This window comes from Variovorax sp. J22G73 (assembly GCF_030317035.1).
In the GTDB taxonomy this organism is placed as follows: domain Bacteria; phylum Pseudomonadota; class Gammaproteobacteria; order Burkholderiales; family Burkholderiaceae_C; genus Variovorax.
Genome location: NZ_JASZYK010000007.1, coordinates 271,770 through 294,465, shown reverse-complemented (window position 1 = coordinate 294,465; position 22,696 = coordinate 271,770). Strand labels below are relative to the sequence as shown.

The following is a 22,696-nucleotide window of genomic DNA, read 5'->3' as shown; positions in this document are numbered from 1 at the left end:
TGGGTTGGGGGCAGGCCTTCGATAAGGCGTCGGGCTTTTTCGGAGGCCGTCGTGCCCCCACCCCGGCCCTCGCCCAGCGGGGGAGGGAGGAACGCGGGGGCCGTTCATGACAACCGCTCCTTCAACAGCGGCAACTGCGCCACGAACGGCCCGCTGTCTTCCAGGCAACGCAAATCGAGCAGCAACCTGTCTTCCGCGATGCGCCCGATCACCGGCAGCGGCAGGCCGCGCAGCGCCGTGGCAAGCGCGTCGAGCGCAGTGCCCAGGCCTTTCTTCGACGTTCCGGCCGGCGCAAGCGCCAGCCCTGCCGAAGGCAGCCTTTCCACCGGCAGCGAGCCCGAACCGATCTGCCCCAGCAGCGGCACGACCTGCACCGTGAAGCGTGGCGACACGGCCGCCTGCACCGCGGGCAGCAGCGCCTCGGCCATCTCGCGGATCGCCTCGGCGGGCCGCGTCAGCAGCCGCAGCGTGGGCAAATCCTGCGCGAGCCGCTCGGGCCGCAGGTACAGCGACAGCGTGGCCTCCAGCGCGGCCAGCGGCAGCTTGCTCATGCGCAGCGCGCGCTTCATCGGGAACTTGCGGATGCGGCCGACCGCCTCCCTGCTGCCGACGATGAGCCCGGCCTGCGGGCCGCCCAGCAGCTTGTCGCCCGAGAAGGTGACCACGTCGCAACCGGCCGCGAGCATCTCCTGCGGCAGCGGCTCGCGCGGCAGGCCGTAGTGCGCCAGGTCGACCAGCGAGCCGCTGCCCAGGTCGGTGGCCAGCGGCACGCCGCGCGCATGCGCGATGCCCGCGAGCGTGGCCTCGTCGACCGCGGCGGTGAAGCCCCGCACGGCGTAGTTGCTGGTGTGCACCTTCATCACCAGCGCGGTGTTCGCGTTGATGGCGCGCTCGTAGTCCTGCGGGTGCGTGCGGTTGGTGGTGCCCACCTCGACCATGCGCGCGCCGGCGCTGGCCATCACGTCGGGCATGCGGAAGGCGCCGCCGATCTCGACCAGCTCGCCGCGCGAGACGATCACCTCGCGCTCGCGCGCCAGCGCCGCGATGGTCAGCAGCACGGCGGCGGCGTTGTTGTTGACCACCGTGGCCGCCTCGGCACCGGTGATGGTGCACAGCAGCTCCTCCACCAGCGAATCGCGGTCGCCGCGGCTGCCGGTGGCCAGGTCGTACTCGAGGTTGTTCGGCGACGTCATCACCGCCAGCAGCCGCTGCAGCGCGGCATCGGCCAGCAGGGCGCGGCCCAGGTTGGTGTGGATGACGGTGCCGGTCAGGTTCAGCACCGCGCGCATGCGCGGCGCGAGGCGGGCCTGCACGCGCGCGGCCAGCGCGTTGCCCAGCGCTTCGTGCTGCACCGCGACCGTCTCCAGCGTGCCCGCCAGCGCCTGCGCGCGCAGCGCGTCGAGCAGGGCGCGCGCCTCTTTCACCACCAGCGTGTGGCCATGCGTGGCCAGCAAGGCAACCGGGCCGGCGAGGCGCAGCAGTTGATCGACAGAAGGCAGATCCTGGGGCCTTGCCGTCGAGCCGTGGACCACGGACTCTTTCGGCGTGCCCATCAGCCGCCCCCGCCGTCGTCGGTGGCGTTGCTTTCGTCTTCCGCAGCTTCCTCGGCTTCCACGGCTTCGGGGTCGCCGAACAGCAGCATCAGGTTGTGCCCGCTGCGCTGGTGGCCGGCGTCGGACACCAGCAGGTCCAGCGTGACGCTGGCCAGGTCGTCGGCCACGGGCTCGACCTCGGGGTCTTTTTCCATGGCGACCTGCTTGAGGTAGTGGCCGCAGCTGTCGCAGCACTCGGCCTTCACCGCGCCTTCGCGCGCGCCGGTGGCGGGCAGCTCGACGCCGGGCTGCGGCGAGAGCGATTCGAAATGGATGCCCTTGGTGCTCTCGCAGTGCGTGCACTTGATGCGCACGTAGTGCCACTCGGTGCTGCACAGCGAGCAGTGCAGGTACCTGAAGCCCGCCTCGTCGGCGCCGATGCGCGTGATGCTCACGGTCGGCACGCTGCCGCAGCAGGGGCACTCGGTGCCGGGGTCGGTGCGCCCGAAGATGTTCTCTCCCTCGCGTTCGGCCACCTGCAGCACCAGCTGCGCCCAGTAGGCCTGCAGCCCGGCCGCGATGAGCGGCGCCGCGGCCAGGTCGAGGCCGAGCATGAGGCGGCGCGACAGCTTGTCGGCCTGTTGCTCGATCCACGCGTCGTCGGCCGCCATCACGCGCTCCAGCGTGTCGCGCGCCGGGCCTTCGGGCAGGCGCGCGCGGAACAGCGCCAGCAGGCGGCGCAGCTCCGTGAGCCACACCGCGTCGCGCGTCCAGCCGAAGGCGGGCATCGGCGGCTTCAGCAAGGTGGCGGCGGCTTCGAGCGCTTCTTGCGCAGGCAACGCGACCGCCGCGTAGTCCTGCAGCACCTGGTGCTGCGCGTGCGCCAGGTCGGCGATGAAGATCAGGTATTCCCGCATCGGGTGCGAGGCCGCGAGCTGGCGCAAGCGCAGCTGACGGTCGAAGAACACGAGCGAGCGAACCGGCAAGCGCAGGAACGGCATTTGCCGCCCGGCCTGCATCGCGATCTGCTCGGGATCGAGCACGCGCGTGGTCCGAAGCGGTGAGGAGCCGGGGGGGCTGTTCATTGGGTCACTCTACAGCGATCCGCGCTATTCACCACGCGTCATCTTCCGGTGCCACAGCGGGTGGTTCAGCTTGGCCCAGCCTTCGGTGACGGTGCCGCGCGTCATCGCGCGCATCGTGCCCTTGACCCAGATGGCCGCGTAGATGTGCGTGATGACCGACAGGATCAGCACCACCGCCGACACCGAATGCACCACCACCGCGATGCGCCGCACGAGGATGGGAAAGAAGCCCACGAACCACGGGCTCCAGAACATGAAGCCCGTCGCGAACAGCAGCAGCAGGCTCACGCCGAAGGCCCAGAACACCAGCTTCTGCCCGGCGTTGTACTTGCCCACCGGCGGCATGCCCGACTTGTCGCCCCTGAGCATGCGCGGCGCGTTGGCGATCCACTCGCCGTCGACCTTGTCGAACACGTTCTCGCGCCACATCGTGAAGAACAGGAACACGAAGCCGAACACCATCAGGAGGCCCATGAACGGGTGCAGGATGCGCGTCCACGGCCCGCCGCCGAACAGCGTGCTCAGGAAGAACAGCGCGGGGTGAAAGAAGGCCAGCCCCGAGAGCGCGGCCGCGAAGAACATGATGGCGACGAACCAGTGGTTCATGCGCGTGGCGTCGCGGTAGCGGCGAAGGTAGTAGCGGGTCATCGCGTTCTCCTCATGCACGGGGCGGTGGGGGCGGCGGGGGCGGCGGCGCTGTTCCGGGTGTAGCCGGTATCGCGGGTGTCGCGGCCCATGGGGGCGGGGGTTCCCCCGGGCGCACCGGCGGCGGTGCCTCGATCACCATCACGTCGTCGGGCCGGCCGTCGCGGTCGGCGTCGGGGTGGTCTTCCTTCGGCTCGATGGGGCCGGCCTTCATGTAGTGGAAGAAGCTGCCGACCACCGCGCCGATCATCGCGACCATGGCCAGCGGCTTGGCCACGCCCTTCCACAGCGACACCAGCGGGCTGATGCGCGGGTCCTTGGGCAGGCCGGCGTACAGGCCCGGGCGGTCGGCGTGCTGCAGCACGTACATCACGTGGGTGCCGCCCACGCCGGCCGGGTCGTACACGCCGGCGTTGGCGAAGCCGCGGTCCTTCAGGTCGACGATGCGCTCCGAGGCGTACTCGTGCATGTCTTCCTTGGTGCCGAAGTGCAGCGCGCCGGTCGGACAGGCCTTGACGCAGGCCGGCTCCAGGCCCACGCCCACGCGGTCGGAGCACAGCGAGCACTTGTAGGCCTTGTTGTCGGCCTTGCTGATGCGCGGCACGTCGAAGGGGCAGCCGGTGACGCAGTTGCCGCAGCCCACGCAGTGCTCGCTGATGAAGTCGACGATGCCGTTGGCGTACTTGACGATGGCGCCCGGCGAGGGGCACGACTTCAGGCAGCCGGGGTCGTCGCAGTGCATGCAGCCGTCCTTGCGGATCAGCCACTCGAGCTTGCCGGCCTCGGGCTCGACCTCGGAGAACTTCATCACCGTCCATGACGAGGGCGTGAGGTCGACCGGGTTGTCGTAGGTGCCGTGGTTGGTGCCGACCTCGTCGCGCAGGTCGTTCCATTGCATGCACGCGACCTGGCAGGCCTTGCAGCCGATGCAGGTGGACACGTCGATGAGCTTGGCCACTTCCTGCACCTGCGGCCGGTGGCGGATGTCGGGCGAAGGCGTGGTGGTGGCCGAGCGGGCGGCGATGTCGAGGGTCTGGAGGGAGGACATCAGCGGCTCCGGTTCGGGGTCTTGCTCCTTCCCCCTCTGGGGGAAGGCGGGGATGGGGGCAGGCCTTCGATGAGGCGCCGCGTGGTCGTGGAGGCCGTCGTGCCCCCACCCCGGCCCTCCCCCAGCGGGGGAGGGAGAAAGACCAGGGCATCGAGTGTGTCGAGAAGCTGCTTCATCTCACGCCTTCTCGATATTCACAGTGAACGACTTGTACTCCGGCGTCTGCGTGTTCGCATCCCCCACGAACGGCGTGAGCGTGTTCACCAGGTACCCCGGCTTCGCGATGCCCACGAAGCCCCAGTGGTTGGGCAGCCCCACGGTGTGCACCGTGCGCCCGTCCACCTGCAGCCCGACGATGCGCTTGGTCACCACCGCCACCGCCTTGATGTGGCCGCGCTTGCTCCACACCTTGACCATGTCGCCGTGCGCGATGCCCTTGTCCTTCGCGAGCTCCTCGCCGATCTCCACGAACTGCTGCGGCTGGATGATGGCCGAGGTGCGCACGTTCTTCGTCCAGTAGTGGAAGTGCTCGGTCAGCCGGTAGCTGGTGGCCACGTACGGAAAGTCCGCCGGCACGCCCAGCCGCTCGAGGTCGCCCTTGAAGATGCGCGCCGCCGGGTTGGCGCGCGCCACCGCGTTGTTCGGGTGCATCAGGTTGTTCACCAGCGGCGACTCGAAGGGCTCGTAGTGCTCCGGCAGCGGCCCTTCGGCCATGCCCGTGGGCGCGAAGAGCCGCGCCACGCCCTCGGCCGTCATGATGAAGGGGCGCACCGCGTCGGCCTCCATCGGGTTGGCGTCGGGCCGGATGTCGGGAATGTCCGAGCCGGTCCACTGCTTGCCGTCCCACGCGATGAGCTTGCGCCTGGCGATCCAGGGCTTGCCCGTGGTCGGGTCGGTGGAGGCGCCGTTGTACAGGATGCGCCGGTTCGCCGGCCAGGCCCACGCCCAGTTCAGCGCCTGGCCGATGCCGTACGGGTCGGCGTTGTCGCGCCGCGCCATCTGGTTGCCGGCCTGCGTCCACGCGCCGCTGTAGATCCAGCAGCCGCTGGCGGTGCTGCCGTCGTCGCGCAGCAGGCCGAAACCCGAGAGCTGCTCGCCGGCTTTCGCGGTCGGCGGCTTGCTCGGGTCTTTGGCGTCGAGCAGGTCGGTGAGCGCGCGGCCGTTGTATTCCATCGCCAGTTCCTGCGCGGAAGGCGAGTCGGGAATCTTGTAGGGCCAGGTCAGCTTGACGATCGGGTCGGGGTACGCCCCGCCGTCCTTGATGTACGCCTGGCGCATGCGGTTGAACAGGCTCGCCACGATCTCGATGTCGCCCTTGGCCTCGCCGGGCGGCTCCGCGCCCTTCCAGTGCCACTGCAGCCAGCGGCTGGAGTTGGTGAGCGAGCCGTCTTCTTCCGCGAAGCAGGTCGAGGGCAGGCGGAACACCGTGGTCTGGATGTCGGCCGTCTTCACGTCGTTGAACTCGCCGAAGTTGCGCCAGAACTCGCTGGTCTCGGTCACCAGCGGGTCGATGGTGACCAGGAACTTGAGCTTGGAGAGCCCGTCGACGATCTTCTTCTTGTCCGGGAACGAGCCCACCGGGTTGAAGCCCTGGCAGATGTAGCCGTTGAGCTTGCCCAGGTTCATCAGCTCGAAGGCCTGCAGCACGTCGTAGAGCTTGTCGATCTTGGGCAGGTAGTGAAAGCCCCAGTCGTTCTGCGCGGTGGCCGCGTCGCCCCACCACGACTTCTGCATGCTGACGAAGAACTTCGGGTAGTTCTGCCAGTAGCTCATCTGGTTGGGGCGCAGCGGTTTCAGGGCGCGGGTCTTGTAGTAGTCCTCCAGCGTCTGCTCGCTGTCACGCGCCAGCGACATGTAGCCCGGCAGCGAGTTCGACAGCAGCCCCAGGTCGGTCAGCCCCTGGATGTTGCTGTGCCCGCGCAGCGCGTTCATGCCGCCGCCGGCTACACCGATGTTGCCCAGCAGCAGCTGCACGATGGCGCCGGTGCGGATCATCTGCGAGCCCTGGCTGTGCTGCGTCCAGCCCAGCGCGTACATGATGGTCATGGTGCGCGTGGACGTGCTGGTGCTCGCGATGTACTCGCACACCTTCAGGAACTTGTCCTGCGGCGTGCCCGTGATGCGGCTCACCATCTCGGGCGTGTAGCGCGCGTAGTGGCGCTTCATGACCTGCAGCACGCACTGCGGGTCCTGCATGGTCATGTCGACCTTCGCCATGCCGGCGTCGTCGAGCGCGTAGTTCCACGACTTGGGGTCGTAGTTGCGCTTCTCGGCGTTGTAGCCGCTGAAGATGCCGTCCTCGAACTTGTAGTCGGGCCCCACGATGAACGGCGCGTTGGTGTAGTTGCGCACGTACTCGGTCTGGATCTTCTCGTTGCCCAGCAGGTAGTTGATGACGCCCGCGAGAAACGCGATGTCCGAGCCCGCGCGCACCGGCGCGTAGTAGTCGGCCATGGCGGCCGAGCGCGTGAAGCGCGGGTCGACCACCACCAGGCGTGCCTTGTTCTGCTTCTTGGCCTCGATCACCCACTTGAAGCCGCAGGGGTGCGCCTCCGCCGCGTTGCCGCCCATGATCAGCACGACGTCCGCGTTCTGGATGTCCTGCCAGTGGTTGGTCATTGCGCCTCTGCCGAACGTCGGGGCCAGACTGGCCACCGTGGGTCCGTGTCAGACGCGTGCCTGGTTGTCGAACACCAGCATTCCGGTCGAGCGGAATGCCTTGTGGGTGATGTAGCCCGTTTCGTTGGAGGAGGCCGACGCGCACAGCATGCCGGAGCTGGTCCATCGGTTGACGGTCTTGCCGTCGGCGTTGGTGGTCTGGAAGTTGGCGTCGCGGTCGGCCTTGAGCAGCTTGGCGATGCGGTCGAGCGCGTCGTCCCAGCCGATGCGCTTCCACTCCATGCTGCCGGCCTCGCGCACCTCGGGGTACTTCAGGCGGTTGGGGCTGTGCACGAAGTCGAGCAGGCCCGCGCCCTTGGGGCACAGGGTGCCGCGGTTGACGGGGTGGTCGGCGTCGCCCTCGATGTGCAGGATGTCGGACACCACGTTCTTCGCCTTGTCGCCCAGGCTGTACATGATGAGCCCGCAGCCCACCGAGCAGTAGGGGCAGGTGTTGCGCGTCTCGGTGGTGCGCGCGAGCTTGAAGTTGCGGGCCTCGGCCAGCGCGGCGGTCGGCGAGAAGCCGAGCGCCACGATGCTGGAGCCGACCAGCCCCGCGCTGCTGACGCGGAAGAATTGCCGGCGGTTCATGTCCATGACCTGACCTCCTGCATCGCTGAAGTGGGGTGTTTCATCGGGAGCTTCTTCTTTGCGTGGGGAAACTGGGGCTGGGTTCTCTTGTTCTCTTGGTGTGCAGCTACTTCGGGGCCGTGCCGTCGCCGCCGCTCGGCGCGGGCGCCGCACCGCCTGCCGCACCGCCCCCGTTCGGCCCGCTCATGCCGCCGACGGCCGCGCCGCCCTCGGAAGGGCCCTTGTGGGCGGTGGATTCGTCGACCTTGTCGCCGGAGTCGGCGGGCTTGATGCCGCTCGGGCTGGCGCCGGACTGGCCTGCGGAGGCTTCGGGCGCCTTCGCCGTGGGGCTGGAAGTGGAAGTGGCCGTCGCAGTTGGCTTGGGGTCGCAGGCGCTCAGCAGGAGGCCCAGGGCCAGGCACGCTGCAAGGCAGGGGCCCAGGGTTGGCAGGCGCTGACTTCTCGGCATCGACACTCCTTCGGGGAAAGGATGGCCAGGCAGTGGAATGTTGTTCTGTTCACCCGCTGCGCCGGCAAGACGAGGCCCCGTGGGTGCCGCAAGGTGTTTTTTGCATCATGCGGCAGCGTTCTGGTGCGATCAAGTAGGCCAAGGCCTGCAATCGCTTGGCAATAACCCTTGGATGCCGCCGTGTGCGGGGCTCTCGGCTATCGTCGCGGCCATGAATGCCTCCCTCCGCCTGGGTTGGCGCACGCTCTGGCGCGACCTGCGCGCCGGCGAGTTGCGCCTGTTGATCGTTGCCGTGCTGCTGGCCGTGGCCGCGCTCACGGCCGTCGGCTTCTTCGCCGACCGCCTGCAGGGCGGGCTGAAGCGCGATGCGCGCCAGCTGCTGGGCGGCGACGCGGTGGTGGTCAGCGACAACCCCACGCCCGAGGCCTTCGTGGCGCAGGCGAAATCGCTGGGCCTGGAAGGCACGGGCACCTACGGCTTTCCGACCATGGCGCGGGCCGAAGAGGCCCAAGGCGGCGCCAGCAAGCTGGTGGCGCTGAAGGCGGTGGCGCCCGGCTACCCGCTGCGCGGCAGCCTGCAGACGTCGACCACGCTGGACGGCGCGGGCGCGGTCACGCGCGACATTCCGCCGGCCGGCGAGGTGTGGGTCGATGCCTCGCTGCTCGACTCGCTGGGCCTGAAGGTGGGCGACACATTGCTGCTGGGCGACACCGGCCTGCGCGTGGGCCGCGTGATCACGCTGGAGCCCGACCGGGGCGCGGGCTTCATGAGCTTCTCGCCGCGCGTCATGCTCAACCAGGCCGACGTGGCGCGCACCGCGCTCGTGCAGCCGGCCAGCCGCGTGGGCTACCGCTATGCGGTGGCCGGCAACGACCTGGCGGTGAAGCGCTTCACCGACTGGGCCGAGGCCTCCATCAAGAAGGGCGAGCTGCGCGGCGTGCGGCTCGACTCCTTCGAGGGCGGCCGCCCCGAAATGCGCCAGACGCTCGACCGCGCGGAGAAATTCCTGAGCCTGGTGGCGCTGCTGGCGGCGCTGCTGTCGGCCGTGGCCGTGGCGCTGGCCGCGCGCGGCTTCGCGGCCAGCCACCTGGACGACTGCGCCATGCTGCGCGTGCTGGGCCAGAGCCAGCGCACCATCGCGATGGCCTATTCGTTCGAGTTCGCGGTCATCGGGCTGGTGGCCAGCGGGCTGGGCGTGGCCATCGGCTTCGCGGTGCACTACGTGTTCGTGCTGCTGCTGGCCGGACTGGTCGAAACCGCGCTGCCGGCCGCTACGCTGTGGCCGGTGGCCTTCGGCCTGGGCATGGGGCTGACGCTGCTGTTCGCCTTCGGCCTGCCGCCGGTGCTGCAGCTGGCCAAGGTGCCGCCGCTGCGCGTCATCCGGCGCGACGTGGGCGGGCTCAAGCCGGCCTCGCTCGCGGTGCTGGGCGTGGGCGTGGCGGGCTTCGCGGCCTTGCTGATGGCGGCCAGCAGCGACATCAAGCTGGGGCTGATCGCGGTCGGCGGCTTCGCCGGCGCGGTGGCCGTGTTCGCGCTCTTGAGCTGGCTGGCGGTGAAGGTGCTGCGCCGCAGCGTGAACGAAACCACCGCGCCGCGCTGGCTGGTGCTGGCCACGCGGCAGATTTCGGCGCGGCCGGCCTACGCGGTGGTGCAGGTCAGCGCGCTGTCGGTGGGCCTGCTGGCGCTGGTCCTGCTGGTGCTGCTGCGCACCGACCTGGTGGCCAGCTGGCGCCAGGCCACGCCGCCCGACGCGCCGAACCGCTTCGTCATCAACGTCATGCCCGACCAGAGCGACGCCTTCCAGAAGTCGCTGCGCGACGCGGGCGTGGGCAAGTTCGACTGGTACCCGATGATTCGCGGCCGCCTGGTCGCCATCAACGACAAGCCGGTGACGCCCGACGACTACGCCGAAGACCGCGCCAAGCGCCTGGTCGACCGCGAGTTCAACCTGAGCAACGCGGTGCAGGCGCCCGAGCACAACGCCATCACGGCCGGCAAGTGGACGCCCGGCGCGGCCGGCGAGGTGAGCGTGGAAGAGGGCCTGGCCGAAACGCTGGGCCTGAAGCTGGGCGACACGCTGCGCTTCGACATCGGCGGCATGCAGAACGACGCGCGCGTCACCTCGCTGCGCAAGGTCGACTGGGGTTCGCTGCACGCCAACTTCTTCGTGATGTACACGGTGGCCTCGCTGGCCGACGTGCCGGTGACCTACATGGGCGCCTTCCGCGCGCCCGAGACGCGCGGCTTCGACAACGCGCTGGTGCGCAGCTACCCCAACGTGACCAACGTCGACATGAGCGCCACCATCAACCAGGTGCAGCGCGTGCTCGACCAGGTGATTCGCGCGGTCGAGTTCCTGTTCGGCTTCACGCTGGCCGCCGGGCTGGTGGTGCTGTTCGCGGCCGTGACGGCCACGCGTGAAGAACGCGCGCGCGAGTTCGCGGTGATGCGCGCGGTGGGCGCGCGCGCCAGCCTGCTGCGCCAGGTGCAGCGCGCGGAGCTGGCGGGCGTGGGGCTGCTCGCGGGCTTCCTGGCGAGCATCGTGGCCTCGGTGATCGGCTGGGCGCTGGCGCGCTATGTGTTCGAGTTCACCTGGACCGCTTCTCCGCTGGTGCCGGTGGCCGGCGCGCTGGCCGGCGCCGTGCTGGCGCTGGGCGCCGGATGGTGGGGCCTGCGCGACGTGCTGCGCCGCCCGGTGGTGGACACGCTGCGGCGCGCGGCCGAGTAATTTTTTTCTGCGCCGGGGCGGCGGTCGGGGCTGTACGGGGTCGGGGATGCAATACATTCCCCGACCCCGTATCCAATTCAGAAAAGAAACCCCTGCATGCGCTTGGCGTCATTCCAGATCACCAACTTTCGCTCGATCAACGACAGCGGCCTCATCCATTCCTCGCAGATCACGGCGATCCTCGGTCGAAATGACAGCGGCAAATCGAACCTGCTGCGCGCGCTCCACAGCCTGAACCCCACCGAGGGCCTGGCCGAACTCAGCCCCATCAAGGACTTTCCGCGGCACCGCCGCCTCGACGAGTGCACGGGCGACACGCCGGTGGTGTTCACGCGCTGGGCGCTGGACGAGGCCGAGCAGGCCGTGCTCGCCGAGATGCTGCCGCGCGCGGCCGGCGTGCGCCACGTCACCGCGAGCCGGGGCTACGCCGCGGTGCGCCAGGCCGGGCTCGAAGGCCTGGCGGCGCTGTCGCTGGACGTGAGCGACATCAAGGCCAAGGTGCGCAAGATCGTGCCGGCCGTGAAGGCCGCCGCGGAGAAAGTCGCCGAAGAAGCCAAGGCCCTGCTCGAGCAGGAGGCCGACACCTTCGACGCCGCGATGATCATGAGCCCCGACTACATCCGCTGGTCCGCCGGCGCGGTGCAGGCGGCGCAGGCGCTGCGCAAGGCGCTGGCCGTGGCCGGCGCCGAGCTGAGCGACAAGCAGGAGCAGATGCTGGCCGAGCTCGAGGACATGGCCCTGGCCATCGCCAACGACGCGCCCGCGCTGGCCCGCGCCCGGGCCTGGGTGCTGCAGAAGCTGCCGCGCTTCGTCTACGTCGACGAATACCCCGCGCTGCCCGGTCGCCAGAACATCCCTGAGTACCTGGGGCGCGAAGGCTGGGGCCAGCGCACGCCCGCGCAGCGCAGCTTCGGCAAGCTGTGCAAGGTGGCGGGGCTCGACCCGCGCCAGCTGCAGGCGCTGCTCGAGAAGAACGACATGGCCACGCGCAACCAGCTGGTCAACCGCGCCGGCGCGGTGGTGACGGCGCAGATCCGCCGGCTGTGGAAGGACCGGCCGCTGAAGGTGCGCTTCAACCTCGACGGCCAGCACCTGGACACGCTGGTGTCCGACCCCGACGACGCCTACGAGGTGGAAGTGAACCTCAACGAGCGCAGCCGCGGCTTCCAGTGGTTCTTCGCGTTCTACATCGCGTTCTTTGCGGACACCCGGGCCGACATCCAGGGCGACACCCAGGGCGCGGTGCAAGCCGCCGTGCTGCTGCTGGACGAGCCCGGCCTGCACCTGCACGCCCACTCGCAGGCCGACCTGTTGGCGCATTTCGAGAACGACTTCGGCAACCAGATCCTCTACACCACGCATTCGCCGTTCATGGTGCCCACGCACCGGCTCGACGCGGTGCGCACGGCCTGCATGAGCGAGGCCGGCGGCACCACCGTGAGCAACACCGCCGAGGGCGATGCGCGCACGCTGTACCCGCTGACGGTGGCGCTGGCGTTGAGCCGGATGGCGGCTGACAACACTGCATCGGCTGCCGCTGCCGCTGCCGCTGCAGCGCCGGTGCCTGCACGCGCCCCTGCACCTGCAGCCCCGGTGGCCGCAACCGCCCCGGCGGCGGTGGTCGAACCGGCCTGACCCGTCAGGCGACGATGCGCTGCAGCGCATCGAAACAGGCCGGGTCGATCGCCGTGCCCACGCTCGCGGCCATCACCGAGAGCGCCTGCGCGACCGGCATCGCCGCGCGGTGCGGGCGGCTGGCGCACAGCGCGTCGAAGATGTCCGCGGCCGTGATGATGCGTGTCTCCAGCGGAATCTGCGGCGCCTTCAGCCCGCGCGGGTAGCCCGTGCCGTCGAGCCGCTCGTGGTGGGCCGCGGCCACGCGCCCGAGGTCGCCGAAGGCGCCCACGCGCGAGAGGATCGCCTCGGTGTGCTGGGCATGCCGCTTCATGGCGGCCCACTCGGTGCTGTCGAGCTTGCCGGGCTTGTCGAGCACCGCGTTGCTCACGCCGAGCTTGCCCACGTCGTGCAGCAGCGCGCCGCGGCGCAGCCAGCGCCGGCGCGCGGGCGCAAGGCCGAAGTGCTGGGCAATGCCGTCCACGTTGCCGGCCACGCGCGCGCTGTGGCCGCTCGTGAACGGGCTCTTGCCGTCCACCACCTGCCCGAAGGCCTCGGCGATGTCGTCGAGGTAGTCGTCGTCCACCGCGACCCGGCCCCTTGCGGGCTCCATGGCGAACACGCGGGCTTCCAGCGCCGGCGATGCCAGCCGGTGCCAGAACAGCGGGTCGAGCGCCACGTGGTCGAAGGCGGCCACCAGCGACGGGTCGAACCAGCTGCCCGCGCGGGAGCGCGCCTCGTGAATGGCCAGCGGCGCATGCCCCGCCGTGTGGTGCACGTCGACGGCCTGCGCCAGCAGCGCGACGCGCGCGGTCAGCGGAATGGCGTCGCCCCGGCGCTGCTGCGGGCGGCCGCTGCCGTCCCAATGCTCGTGCAGGCTGGCAATGCCGTGCTGCACCGCTTCGCCGAAGCGCAGCTGTCGCGCGATGGCGGCACCCTGCGTGCAGCGCGTGCGCATCAGCTCGTCGGCAATCTGCGGGCCGTTGCGCAGCACGTTCAGCAGGCCGCGCAGCCGCGCCGGCAGGCTGGCCTTGGCGCCCGTGTGGGTGAAGACGAAGCGCAGCATGCGCGGCCAGCTGTCGCCGACCTGCTTGAGGTCGCGCTTGAAGCGCAGGTCGTCGGTCAGGTACAGCTCGGAAATGCGCGCCGCATTGCTGCTGCAGCCCAGGTCCTTCAGGAGCACGGTGTAGTACACGTCGCGCAGCGCCAGCTCGTCCAGCCCGAGCTGGCGGCCGATGTTCATGCCGATCCAGCAGGAGCGCACCGCGTGGCCCCGGGGCTGGCCCGAGGTGAGGTCCAGCGCATGGCTGAGCGAGCCGATGAGCGGGGAAAGCCCGAGGTTTTCGGTCGCGAACGCCTGGGGGTCCGGGGAGGCGTTGGGAGGCAGCATCTTCGTTTTATCGGCAAGGCCGGTGGAAACTTGAGAGCTTATTTCGTAATTTGGCCGGTGGCAGCGTCTTCGACGGTTTCCTTGAACATGTGCTCGCCCGCGAAATCGACGAACGCCCGCACCTTGGGCGAAAGCTGCCGGCTCGAAGGCCACAGCGCCGAGAACTGCCCCTGGCGCACCAGGTGCGCGGCCAGCACGCGCTGCAGTTCGCCGCGCGCCAGCGAGTCGCGCGCCAGGAAGTCGGGCATGTAGGCCACCCCCAGCCCCGCGATGGCCGCGCCCAGCATCGCCTCCATGTTGTTGCACAGCAGGCCGGGCGGCAGGCGCTCGGGCAGGCCGGGCAGGTCCCACTCCTCGACCTTGCCGCCGGTGACGAACTTGTAGCGCAGGCAGGCGTGCCGCGCGAGGTCGGCCGGCACCTGCGGCACGCCCTGGCGCGCCAGGTAAGCCGGCGAGGCCACCAGCACGAACTGGAACGGCCCCAGCCGGCGCGCGACCAGTTGCGAGTCGACCAGCTCGCCGCTGCGGATGGCCACGTCGACGCCCTCGGCGATCACGTCGACCAGGCGGTCGTTGAAGTCGAGGTCGAGCTCGATCTCGGGGTAGCGCGCCTTGAAGGCCGGCAGCACCGGCAGCAGGAAGCGGTAGCCGATGGTCGGCAGGCTCACGCGCAGGCGGCCGCGCGGCGCGGCAATGGCGTCCTGCATCATGGCGCGCGCATCGTCCAGCTCGTCGAGGATGCGGCGGCAGCGCTCGTGGAACAGCGCGCCTTCCTGCGTGAGCCGCGTGTGGCGCGTGGTGCGGTTGAACAGGCGCACGCCGAGCTGCTGTTCGAGCCGCGCCACGTTCTTGCCTACGGCGGAAGCCGAGATGCCCAGCAGGCGCCCGGCCTTGGCGAAGCTCAGCAGGTCGGCGGCGCGCACGAAGGATTCAAGGCCGGCGAAGCTGTCCATATTGGCAACCTTTGGTTGGGAGTCTGAGGATCGTCGCGGCTATTTTGATTTCATTCAATCCTTTTTATCTTCGTGCTTTCGTTTTTGCGTGAAAGCACCCGCGATGTCCTCGATGTCTTCGTCCCTGTCGTCAACGTTTTCCAGGAACTGGCTGCTCGCCGCCGTCTGCCTTGCCGCGCTGGGCATGCCGCTGAGCTTCACCGGCCCGGCGGTGGTGCTGCCCGCCGTGCATGCCGCGCTCGGCGGCAGCCCGGTGCAGCTCAACTGGGTGACCAACGCCTTCATGCTGAGCTTCGGCGCCACGTTGATGGCCGCCGGCGCGCTGGCCGACGCCTACGGGCGCAAGCGCGTGTTCCTGCTCGGGCTGGCGGTGGTGGCGCTAAGCGCGTCGCTGCTCACGCTGGCGCCGGGCATCGTGGCCTTCGACCTTGTTCGCGCCTTGCAGGGCCTGGGCTCGGCGGCCGCCTTCGCCGCGGGCACCGCGGCGCTGGCGCAGGTGTTCGACGGCCCGGCGCGCATGCGGGCGTTCAGCGCCATCGGCACTTCGTTCGGCGTGGGGCTGTCGTGCGGCGCCATCCTGTCGGGCTGGCTGGCCGAGCGCTTCGGCTGGCAGGCCGTCATGCTGAGCCCCGGCGCGGCCAGCCTCGTGGCGCTGTGCATTGCCGCGCCCGGCATGCGCGAATCGCGCAACCCGAACGCCATGGGGCTCGACGGGCCCGGCACCCTGAGCTTTACCGCCGCGCTGAGCCTGCTCACGCTGGGCGTGCTGCAGGCGCCAGAAAGCGGCTGGGGCAGCCCGTGGGTGGTTGGCTTGCTGGCCAGCGCGGCACTGATGGGCGCGGCCTTCATCGCCATCGAGCGGCGCGTGGCGCACCCGATGCTCGACCTGTCGCTGTTCCGTTTTCCGCGCTTTGTCGGCGTGCAGCTGCTGGCCGCCGCGCCGGCCTACGGTTTCGTCGTGCTGCTGGTGCTGCTGCCGATTCGCTTCATCGGCCTGGAAGGGCGCAGCGCGCTGGAGGCGGGCAGCTTCATGTTCGCGCTGTCGGGGCCGATCCTGGTGGTGCCGACATTGGCCGCGTGGCTGGCGCACCGGTTCTCGGCGGGCGCGATCTCGGCGGTGGGACTGCTGGTGTGCGCGGCCGGGCTGGCGTGGCTGAGCCGCTGCGCGCCCGGTGCGCCGCTGCACGAACTGGCGGGTGCGCTGCTGCTCATCGGCGCGGGCATCGGCCTGCCGTGGGGGCTGATGGACGGGCTGGCCGTGAGCGTGGTGCCGCGCGAGCGGGCGGGCATGGCGTCGGGCATCTTCAACACCGTGCGGGTGGCGGGCGAGGGCATCGCGCTGGCGCTGGTGGGCGCGGGCCTCACGGCGCTGGTGGCGGCGCGGCTGGGACATTCGGCCGCAGGCTCGCAGGCAGTGTCACAGGCGGCGCAACGCATGACGACGGGAGACTTGTCGCAGGCATTGGCCCTGCTGCCGGATGTGGACCGCGCGGGGGTGTTGCAGGCGTACGGCGCGGCGTTCGGCAGCTTGCTGTGCGTGCTGGCGGGGGTGACGGTGCTGACGGCGCTGGTGGTGTTTTTGTTCTTGCGGCGCGAGGGGCGTGGGGAGGAGCAGGCGGTGGGGTTGGAGTCGCCTGCGTGTTGATGTCGACCGGGCTCCCCGCCGTTTTAGCGTGGCTTGATGTTGGAGCCTTCGAGCTTGGCCTGTCCTTTGGCGAAGGGCTGGACCTTGCTTTCCCTGGCTTGGGTGTTGGTGAAATCGGTTGAGCGGGCGATGGTGTTGGCGGTAAGTTCCAGCCAGGCGATGCGGCTGTTCGAAAGCACCAGGCTGTCCAGCGTGCAGCCCTGCATCTGGAACAGCGAAGTGTGGATGTGGTGCGTATTCAAACGCGGCACCTTGCTCGCTTGAATGACGACGCTGTCGTTGACGCGCGCTCGCACGTTGGCCAGGTCGAGGCCCGTGCCGCCGGCGATGGTGACGGGTTCGGTGGAGAGGTTGCCGCCGAACACGACGTTGTCGATGTCGATGGCCCGAATTCCGCCAACGTACGCCTCGAAGACCTTTGTGCCGTTACCGAAGATCTGGCTGTTTCGCACGCTGAGGCGCCCGGCTTCCTTGACGTAGGCGTTGATGTAGCCGCCTTTGACGCGTTCGAAGAGGATGGTTTCCTTGACGGTGGCGTCCGTGAGATCGAACTCTTCCAACACGGTGTCTATAACTTCGAGCGAATGCAGGTTGCTTGCAGTCAAGTCGAACTTGCCCCTCAGCTTGCACCCGATGATCTGTACTTTTGGGACGATGCCTTTCGATTCCCTCGCGTCGATCGGGCACTGCATCGAGTCGAACTCACAGTTTCGAATCACCAGTGCCGAGTGCCCCAGCACGCCGAACCACTTCCCTCTGCAGCCATCGAACGCTGCTTCCCCGTAGCTTCCGATGCTGCCCCAGTGATTCGAGTCTTCGCTGGTTCCAATGAAATCGCATCGCTCGTACACCACCGCGCTGCTGCCTTCGGCGCCCCACAGGTGCGAAGCGCCGGCCACGCCGCAATCGCTGAAGCGCACCGACTTCTGCACGCCCCAGGCGAAGATGCCGGAGAACCGGCACCCGCTGAATCTGCAGTCGCTCATCGATGCGAGCTTGACTTCATAGGCGCCAAGGAAGTCGCAATTCTTGAACAGCACATTTCGCCACGCCAACCCCTCGAATCGCACGCCGTGGACTTCAGCGTCCTCAATGGTCAGCAAGGCGTCGCCGGTTTCCTTGCGGCGGAGTTCGGGGTCTTGCAGGTACGCAAAGGCCTTGCCGAGACTGTCGATCCTTCGTTTTTTTCTCACGGTGTTTGCGGCTCGCGTTGATGATGAAAGTGTTCCGAATGCGGCTGCACCGGCAATGAGAAATCGGCGACGTTGCATACGGGCTATTTGCCTTTGATGACGGCACCCGGCATTCGAGTCGCCTGCCTGTTGATGTTGGAGCCTTCGAGCTTGGCCTGTCCTTTGGCGAAGGGCTGGACCTTGTTTTCCCTGGTCTGGGTGTTGGTGAAATCGGTTGAGCGGGCGATGGTGTTCCCCACTAGTTCCAGTTTGCCGATACGGCCGTGGGAAATGTTCAGGCTGCCGATCGTGTTGCGCTCGAAACGGAGATGCCGGGTTTCAAGCCACGAGGCGTCCACCATCGGCAAGCTGCAATCGCGGATGACCGTCAGTTCGTTCAGCGGCGTCGTGCGCCATTCATCGTCCTGCAGAGGACGCCCCGGGCCCAGGTTGACCTTCATCGTCATCGGCGTGCCGAAGCTGCTTCTCTCGAGCAGGACTTGCTGGGCGCTGTCCATTGCCATGACGAAAGAAACATCCCGCCCGCTGCCCCGGATCTCACTGTCGCGGACCGTGAGACTGCGAGCCGAAGCCACGCTCGCATCGATGAAACTCGCCTTGACGCGCTCGAAGAGAACGTCGCCCTTGACCTTTGCATCGGAGAGGGTCAGTTCTTCGAGCACGGTGTCGCGGATGGTGAGCGAACGAAGCGTCGCGGGCGTCATGTCGAACATGCCGCGCAGCGTTGATTTTTCGATCCACACGTCGGAGCCACCGCCGTCCTTGCTGACGTTGCAGTCGACGGTGTCGAAGTCGCAACCGACGATCATGTGCCGCGTCTCACTGATGACGTTCGTCCATTTCATCTTGCAACGCGTGAACTCCGTCTCGCCATAGGACCCCATGCCGCCCCAGCGATTGGGGTCGGGGTCGACGCCAGTGAAGCTGCAGTCCACGAAGCGCACGCCCTTGCTCGCCACGCCGCCGACGACAAAGGTGTTGGCCCTGGCGCTGCAGCGCAGGAAGTCGACGTTCACGAGCTTTCCGAAATTGAATATCCCGGCGAATCGGCAGTTCGAAAACTCGACGGCCTCCATGTCTGCCTTGATCTCGTAGGCCCCTACGAAATCGCAATCGACGAACCTGATGTTTCGCCATGAGGCATCGACAAAGCTGACGCCGGACACCTCGACGTCGCGGATCTCCAGAACCGCATCGCCCGTCTCCCTTGCTCGGAGGGCCGGGTCCTGGAGGTATGCCCATTTCTTGTCGAGCGTGCGTACGTTGCTTTTTCTCATGGCGAACCCTGTTGTTTGCGCGGCGAACGCCGTGATGAGCAATGCGGCGCTCGTGAAGACGCGGCGCTTCAACGGTGTGCCGCCGAAGGACTCGCCGTAGCTGCTGGCGGTCCGGGGGGTGTTGGGCATGGGCGTCGTGCTCCTAGCGGGTTTGATCAGTTGCGGCAGTTTGTGCGTGCCGGGCAGTTGGCCGTGCAAACAACCTCAATGTCGCGCCGACAGTCCATTGCAAAGCTCCAGCACCTATCAGGAAGCGCGTACCAGCTGGGGTGACGGCGCTGACGGCGCTGGTGGTGTTCCGGTGGGCGCCGCAGTCGCCTGCCTGATGTCGAGTGGCCTGCAAACCTCTCTTAACGGGGCTTGATGTTGGAACCTTCGAGCTTGGCCTGTCCTTTGGCGAAGGGCTGGACCTTGCTTTCCCCGGCTTGGGTGTTGGTGAAATCGGCCGAGCGGGCGATGGTGTTGGCGGTGAGTTCCAGCCGGGCGATGCGGCTGTTCGAAAGCACCAGGCTGTCCAGCGTGCAGCCCTGCATCTGGAACAGCGAAGTGTGGATGTGGTGCGTGTTCAAACGCGGCACCTTGCTCGATTGAATGACGACGCTGTCGTTGACGCGCGCTCGCACGTTGGCCAGGTCGAGGCCCGTGCCGCCGGCGATGGTGACGGGTTCGGTGGAGAGGTCACCGCCGAACACGACGTTGTCGATGTCGATGGCCCGGATTCCGCCGGCGTACGCCTCGAAGACCTTTGTGCCGTTACCGAAGATCTGGCTGTTTCGCACGCTGAGGCGCCCGGCTTCCTTGACGTAGGCGTTGATGTAGCCGCCTTTGACGCGTTCGAAGAGGATGCCTTCCTTGACGGTGGCGTCCGTGAGATCGAATTCTTCCAACACGGTGTCTCGCACCGTGAGCGAAAGAAGGGTTGCCGGCCTCATGTCGAACTTTCCGCGTAGCCTTGATCCTTCGATCAGCACTTCAGAACCGCCGCCGTCTTTGCTGACGGTGCAGTCGACGTTGTCGAAGTCGCAGTCGACGATGGTGTGCCGGGTTTCGCTCACCACGTTGGCCCACTTCATCTTGCAACGCACGAACTCCGTTTCACCATAAGAACCCATCCCACCCCAACGATTGGGGTCGGCATCGGTCCCGGTGAACGTGCAGTCCGAAAAGCGCACCCCTTTGCTCCCGACACCGCCGACGACGAAGGTGCCGGCCCTGGCGGTGCACTGCACGAAGTCCACGCTTGTGAGCTTGCCGAAATTGAAGACTCCGGCGAACCGGCAGCCCGCAAACGTCACTGCCTCCATGTCCGTCTTGACCTCGTACGCCCCCACGAAATCGCAGTCGATGAACTTGATGCTTCGCCACAGAATCTCGCCGAAGTCGACGCCAGCGATCTCGACGTTGCGAACCTCCAGGATGGAGTCGCCCGCTTCCTTTTTCCGTAGGCTTGGATCGAGGAGATATCCGAGAGTTTTTTGCAGCGTGCGTACGTTGTTTTTTCTCATGGCGAATCCTGTTGCTGGTGACGCCCAAGCCGCGCCAAGCAGTACGGCCTGCGTGAAACGGCGACGTTCGATGGCGTGATGTTTCATCGCTGATTCGTCTTCTTGCCGGCAATGACTTCTTCGGCGGGTATGTAGCCCTTGTCTTCGCAATGGCTCGCAAAGAATTTCCATTCCAGCACCTCCATGCGCTTCCTAAAGCCTTGCGTGAATTCGAACAGCACGGCCTTGGCGTCTGCATGGAACATCGGCGAGACCATGCATCACTTCCTGATCGCGTCACCCGCGGATTTTTTGCCACTCCTCAACGCCTAGACCCCCAGCGATGCCGTGGCGATGAAGAGGCTGCATTTCTCCTGGCTCGCAGCGAGCAGCAGCGGCGTGCCGAGGCTGGGGTACAGAATCACAGCCACCTTTTGGGCCGGGTCGCTGCAATCGCATACCGCGCTGGCGGTGCGGGGGGTGTGGGGCATGGGCTTCGCGCTCCGGGTGGGTCCATCGGGTCGCGGCAGTTTGTGTGCGCCATGGCGCAGGCACTGCAAACAATGGTCACCTCGCGCCGGCGCTCCGGGGGCGCGCCCGACCTCAGGTTTCAGCGGTCTCGAACACATCCCGCAGCCACTGCGTGAACACCCGCACGCGCGACGACAGCTGCCGGTTCTGCGCATACAGCACCGACACCGGCATCGGCGGCGGCGCGAAGCCGGGCAGCAGCACCTTCAGCCGGCCGTCCGCCAGCTCGCTCGCCACGCGGTAGCGCGGCACCTGCACCAGGCCCAGGCCCGCGACGGCGCAGCCGGTGTACAGGTCCGCACCGGTCACCGACACGGCGGCCGGCAGGTGCACTGTCGTCACCTTGCAGTCGACGGTGAACTCCAGCGGCACCGCCTTGCCCGTGCCGCTGGAGATGTAGTCGACGGCGCGGTGCGACGCCAGCGCCTCCAGGCCCTCGGGCTCGCCGTGCGCCGCCAGGTAGCCGGGGCTCGCCACCGTCACCTGCGGCAGCAGCGCCACGCGGCGCGCGACCATCGACGAGTCTTGCAGCGTGCCCGCGCGCAGCACGCAGTCGACGCCCTCGCGCACCAGGTCCACCAGCCGGTCGTCCTCGCCGATGTGCAGTTCCAGCCCGGGGTGGCGCGCCAGGAAGGCCGGCAGCGCCGGGACCACGAAGTGCCGCGCCAGCGTGCCCTGCAGGTTCACGCGCAGCAGGCCCTTGGGTGCCTCGTCGCGGAACAGGCCCTCGGCCTCCTCGACGTCGGCCAGCAGCCGCACGCAGCGCCGGTAGTAGGCCTCGCCGTCCTGCGTGAGGCGCACGGTGCGGGTGGTGCGCTCCAGCAGCCGGGTGCCGATGCGCTGCTCCACCCGCTTGATCAGGTTGGTGACGGTGGCACGCGGAATCTGCAGGTCTTCGGAGGCCTGCGTGAAGCTCTGGCGCTCGGCGATGCGCACGAAGGCCTGCATTTCCTGGAAACGGTCCATCGGGCTGCGCTCGCATTCATTGTTGAAGTAAATGGAATGGTAATGACGATGCGGGCGTGATTATCTTTAGCGCGGAACGATCGATCATTCGTTCATCCCACCACTCCCTGCCAAGGAAACGCACCATGAACACCCCCGCCCACATCGCCAACTCCCGCGTCGCCCTCGTCACCGGCGCGTCGCGCGGCATCGGCGCCGCCATCGCGCAGCGGCTCGCCCAGGACGGCTTCGCCGTCGCCGTCAACTACGCGTCGAGCTCGGCACAGGCCGACGCCCTGGTCGCCGAACTGCAGGCGGCGGGCGGCAAGGCCCTTGCCGTGAAGGCCGACGTGGCCAGCGCCGAACAGGTGCGCGCCATGTTCGATGCCGTCGAGGCGCAGCTCGGCAAGGTCGACGTGCTGGTCAACAACGCCGGCGTGCTCAAGGCCGTGCCGCTGGCCGAGCACACCGACGCGCTGTACGACCAGACCTTCGACATCAACGTGCGCGGCACCTTCAACACCCTGCGCGAAGCCGCCACGCGGCTCAACGAGGGCGGGCGCGTCGTCAACTTCTCGAGCACCACGCTCGCGCTGAACATGCCGGGCTACGCGATCTACAACGCCACCAAGGCCGCGGTCGAGGCCTTCACGCATGTGTTCGCCAAGGAACTGCGCGGGCGCGACATCACCGTGAACGCCGTGGCGCCGGGCCCGGTCGCCACCTCGCTGTTCCTCGACGGCAAGACCGACGAGCAGGTGCAGGCCTTCGCCAAGATGCCGCCGCTGCAGCGCCTGGGCCAGCCCGGGGACATCGCCTCGGTGGTCTCGTTCCTGGCCGGCCCGGACGCGGGCTGGGTCAACGGACAGGTCCTGCGCGCCAACGGCGGCGTGGCCTGAGCCGCGAGGTTCAAGAGCAAACGCTTCGGA

18 protein-coding genes are annotated in these 22,696 nt (G+C 68.1%); 4 read left to right on the top strand and 14 right to left on the bottom strand.

Annotated features, from left to right (window positions below; genetic code table 11):
• Positions 1-104: 104 nt before the first annotated feature.
• The 6 genes from selA to QTI51_RS24930 all read right to left on the bottom strand — a co-directional run bounded on the left by selA (position 105) and on the right by QTI51_RS24930 (position 8,007).
• The gene (selA, locus tag QTI51_RS24955) at positions 105-1,553 is read right to left on the bottom strand and encodes an L-seryl-tRNA(Sec) selenium transferase (protein ID WP_116910894.1); all 1,449 of its coding nucleotides are present in this window, start codon (positions 1,551-1,553) and stop codon (positions 105-107) included.
• Entirely contained in the window at positions 1,553-2,617 is a 1,065-nt protein-coding gene (gene fdhE, locus QTI51_RS24950; protein WP_116910895.1) for a formate dehydrogenase accessory protein FdhE, read from the bottom strand. Before fdhE ends, selA begins: the two co-directional genes overlap by 1 nt.
• A gap of 24 nt (positions 2,618-2,641) precedes the next feature.
• On the bottom strand, positions 2,642-3,265 hold the full coding sequence (locus QTI51_RS24945) for a formate dehydrogenase subunit gamma (protein WP_116910896.1): 624 nt from the start codon (positions 3,263-3,265) through the stop codon (positions 2,642-2,644).
• 10 nt (positions 3,266-3,275) lie between these two features.
• Positions 3,276-4,310: a formate dehydrogenase subunit beta gene (fdxH, locus tag QTI51_RS24940; RefSeq protein WP_286516304.1), complete on the bottom strand. Its 1,035-nt coding sequence runs from the start codon at positions 4,308-4,310 to the stop codon at positions 3,276-3,278.
• A 177-nt stretch (positions 4,311-4,487) separates the two neighbouring features.
• Positions 4,488-7,565, bottom strand: a complete 3,078-nt coding sequence (fdnG, locus tag QTI51_RS24935; RefSeq protein WP_165840379.1) for a formate dehydrogenase-N subunit alpha — start codon at positions 7,563-7,565, stop codon at positions 4,488-4,490.
• A gap of 100 nt (positions 7,566-7,665) precedes the next feature.
• Positions 7,666-8,007 (bottom strand): hypothetical protein, encoded by a 342-nt coding sequence (locus tag QTI51_RS24930; RefSeq protein ID WP_116910899.1) that lies wholly within the window; start codon positions 8,005-8,007, stop codon positions 7,666-7,668.
• A 211-nt stretch (positions 8,008-8,218) separates the two neighbouring features.
• Here QTI51_RS24930 and QTI51_RS24925 point away from each other — a divergent pair, with 211 nt between their 5' ends.
• Together QTI51_RS24925 and QTI51_RS24920 are read left to right on the top strand one after the other, a co-directional pair.
• Complete coding sequence (locus QTI51_RS24925) at positions 8,219-10,735, top strand: ABC transporter permease (RefSeq protein WP_116910900.1); 2,517 nt, start codon at positions 8,219-8,221, stop codon at positions 10,733-10,735.
• Between the two features lie 96 nt (positions 10,736-10,831).
• The gene (locus QTI51_RS24920) at positions 10,832-12,370 is read left to right on the top strand and encodes an AAA family ATPase (RefSeq protein ID WP_116910901.1); all 1,539 of its coding nucleotides are present in this window, start codon (positions 10,832-10,834) and stop codon (positions 12,368-12,370) included.
• 4 nt (positions 12,371-12,374) lie between these two features.
• On the opposite strand, the gene QTI51_RS24915 is transcribed toward QTI51_RS24920, so the two are convergent.
• A complete protein-coding gene (locus QTI51_RS24915; RefSeq protein ID WP_116910902.1) occupies positions 12,375-13,739 on the bottom strand; it encodes an HD-GYP domain-containing protein in 1,365 nt (454 codons plus the stop codon).
• A gap of 38 nt (positions 13,740-13,777) precedes the next feature.
• Positions 13,778-14,692 carry a LysR family transcriptional regulator gene (locus QTI51_RS24910; RefSeq protein ID WP_116910903.1) on the bottom strand — a complete coding sequence of 305 codons (915 nt, stop codon included), beginning with the start codon at positions 14,690-14,692 and terminating at the stop codon, positions 13,778-13,780.
• A gap of 112 nt (positions 14,693-14,804) precedes the next feature.
• Between QTI51_RS24910 and QTI51_RS24905 the strand changes: the two genes are divergently transcribed.
• Positions 14,805-16,337 carry an MFS transporter gene (locus QTI51_RS24905; RefSeq protein ID WP_116911113.1) on the top strand — a complete coding sequence of 511 codons (1,533 nt, stop codon included), beginning with the start codon at positions 14,805-14,807 and terminating at the stop codon, positions 16,335-16,337.
• A 23-nt stretch (positions 16,338-16,360) separates the two neighbouring features.
• Here QTI51_RS24905 and QTI51_RS24900 read toward each other — a convergent pair whose 3' ends face one another.
• From QTI51_RS24900 to QTI51_RS24875, 6 genes are all read right to left on the bottom strand, one after another.
• Entirely contained in the window at positions 16,361-17,530 is a 1,170-nt protein-coding gene (locus QTI51_RS24900; protein WP_132748883.1) for a pentapeptide repeat-containing protein, read from the bottom strand.
• 83 nt (positions 17,531-17,613) lie between these two features.
• Positions 17,614-18,936 carry a pentapeptide repeat-containing protein gene (locus QTI51_RS24895; protein ID WP_116910904.1) on the bottom strand — a complete coding sequence of 441 codons (1,323 nt, stop codon included), beginning with the start codon at positions 18,934-18,936 and terminating at the stop codon, positions 17,614-17,616.
• A 221-nt stretch (positions 18,937-19,157) separates the two neighbouring features.
• The gene (locus QTI51_RS24890; RefSeq protein WP_132748885.1) at positions 19,158-20,399 is read right to left on the bottom strand and encodes a hypothetical protein; all 1,242 of its coding nucleotides are present in this window, start codon (positions 20,397-20,399) and stop codon (positions 19,158-19,160) included.
• Positions 20,396-20,569 (bottom strand): hypothetical protein, encoded by a 174-nt coding sequence (locus QTI51_RS24885; RefSeq protein ID WP_165840382.1) that lies wholly within the window; start codon positions 20,567-20,569, stop codon positions 20,396-20,398. The genes QTI51_RS24890 and QTI51_RS24885 overlap by 4 nt, the downstream gene beginning before the upstream one ends.
• Before the next feature lie 51 nt (positions 20,570-20,620).
• On the bottom strand, positions 20,621-20,782 hold the full coding sequence (locus QTI51_RS24880) for a hypothetical protein (RefSeq protein ID WP_165840383.1): 162 nt from the start codon (positions 20,780-20,782) through the stop codon (positions 20,621-20,623).
• A 112-nt stretch (positions 20,783-20,894) separates the two neighbouring features.
• Positions 20,895-21,788 carry a LysR family transcriptional regulator gene (locus QTI51_RS24875; RefSeq protein WP_116910906.1) on the bottom strand — a complete coding sequence of 298 codons (894 nt, stop codon included), beginning with the start codon at positions 21,786-21,788 and terminating at the stop codon, positions 20,895-20,897.
• Between the two features lie 125 nt (positions 21,789-21,913).
• Between QTI51_RS24875 and QTI51_RS24870 the strand changes: the two genes are divergently transcribed.
• Positions 21,914-22,666 carry an SDR family oxidoreductase gene (locus QTI51_RS24870; RefSeq protein ID WP_116910907.1) on the top strand — a complete coding sequence of 251 codons (753 nt, stop codon included), beginning with the start codon at positions 21,914-21,916 and terminating at the stop codon, positions 22,664-22,666.
• Positions 22,667-22,696: the final 30 nt, after the last annotated feature.

Coding starts and splice junctions, on each gene's coding strand:
- selA (WP_116910894.1), bottom strand. CDS start 1,553: ATGGGCACGCCGAAAGAGTCCGTGGTCCACGGCTCGACGGCAAGGCCC.
- fdhE (WP_116910895.1), bottom strand. CDS start 2,617: ATGAACAGCCCCCCCGGCTCCTCACCGCTTCGGACCACGCGCGTGCTC.
- QTI51_RS24945 (WP_116910896.1), bottom strand. CDS start 3,265: ATGACCCGCTACTACCTTCGCCGCTACCGCGACGCCACGCGCATGAAC.
- fdxH (WP_286516304.1), bottom strand. CDS start 4,310: ATGTCCTCCCTCCAGACCCTCGACATCGCCGCCCGCTCGGCCACCACC.
- QTI51_RS24930 (WP_116910899.1), bottom strand. CDS start 8,007: ATGCCGAGAAGTCAGCGCCTGCCAACCCTGGGCCCCTGCCTTGCAGCG.
- QTI51_RS24925 (WP_116910900.1), top strand. CDS start 8,219: ATGAATGCCTCCCTCCGCCTGGGTTGGCGCACGCTCTGGCGCGACCTG.
- QTI51_RS24920 (WP_116910901.1), top strand. CDS start 10,832: ATGCGCTTGGCGTCATTCCAGATCACCAACTTTCGCTCGATCAACGAC.
- QTI51_RS24915 (WP_116910902.1), bottom strand. CDS start 13,739: ATGCTGCCTCCCAACGCCTCCCCGGACCCCCAGGCGTTCGCGACCGAA.
- QTI51_RS24910 (WP_116910903.1), bottom strand. CDS start 14,692: ATGGACAGCTTCGCCGGCCTTGAATCCTTCGTGCGCGCCGCCGACCTG.
- QTI51_RS24905 (WP_116911113.1), top strand. CDS start 14,805: ATGTCTTCGTCCCTGTCGTCAACGTTTTCCAGGAACTGGCTGCTCGCC.
- QTI51_RS24895 (WP_116910904.1), bottom strand. CDS start 18,936: ATGCCCAACACCCCCCGGACCGCCAGCAGCTACGGCGAGTCCTTCGGC.
- QTI51_RS24890 (WP_132748885.1), bottom strand. CDS start 20,399: ATGAAACATCACGCCATCGAACGTCGCCGTTTCACGCAGGCCGTACTG.
- QTI51_RS24885 (WP_165840382.1), bottom strand. CDS start 20,569: ATGGTCTCGCCGATGTTCCATGCAGACGCCAAGGCCGTGCTGTTCGAA.
- QTI51_RS24880 (WP_165840383.1), bottom strand. CDS start 20,782: ATGCCCCACACCCCCCGCACCGCCAGCGCGGTATGCGATTGCAGCGAC.
- QTI51_RS24875 (WP_116910906.1), bottom strand. CDS start 21,788: ATGGACCGTTTCCAGGAAATGCAGGCCTTCGTGCGCATCGCCGAGCGC.
- QTI51_RS24870 (WP_116910907.1), top strand. CDS start 21,914: ATGAACACCCCCGCCCACATCGCCAACTCCCGCGTCGCCCTCGTCACC.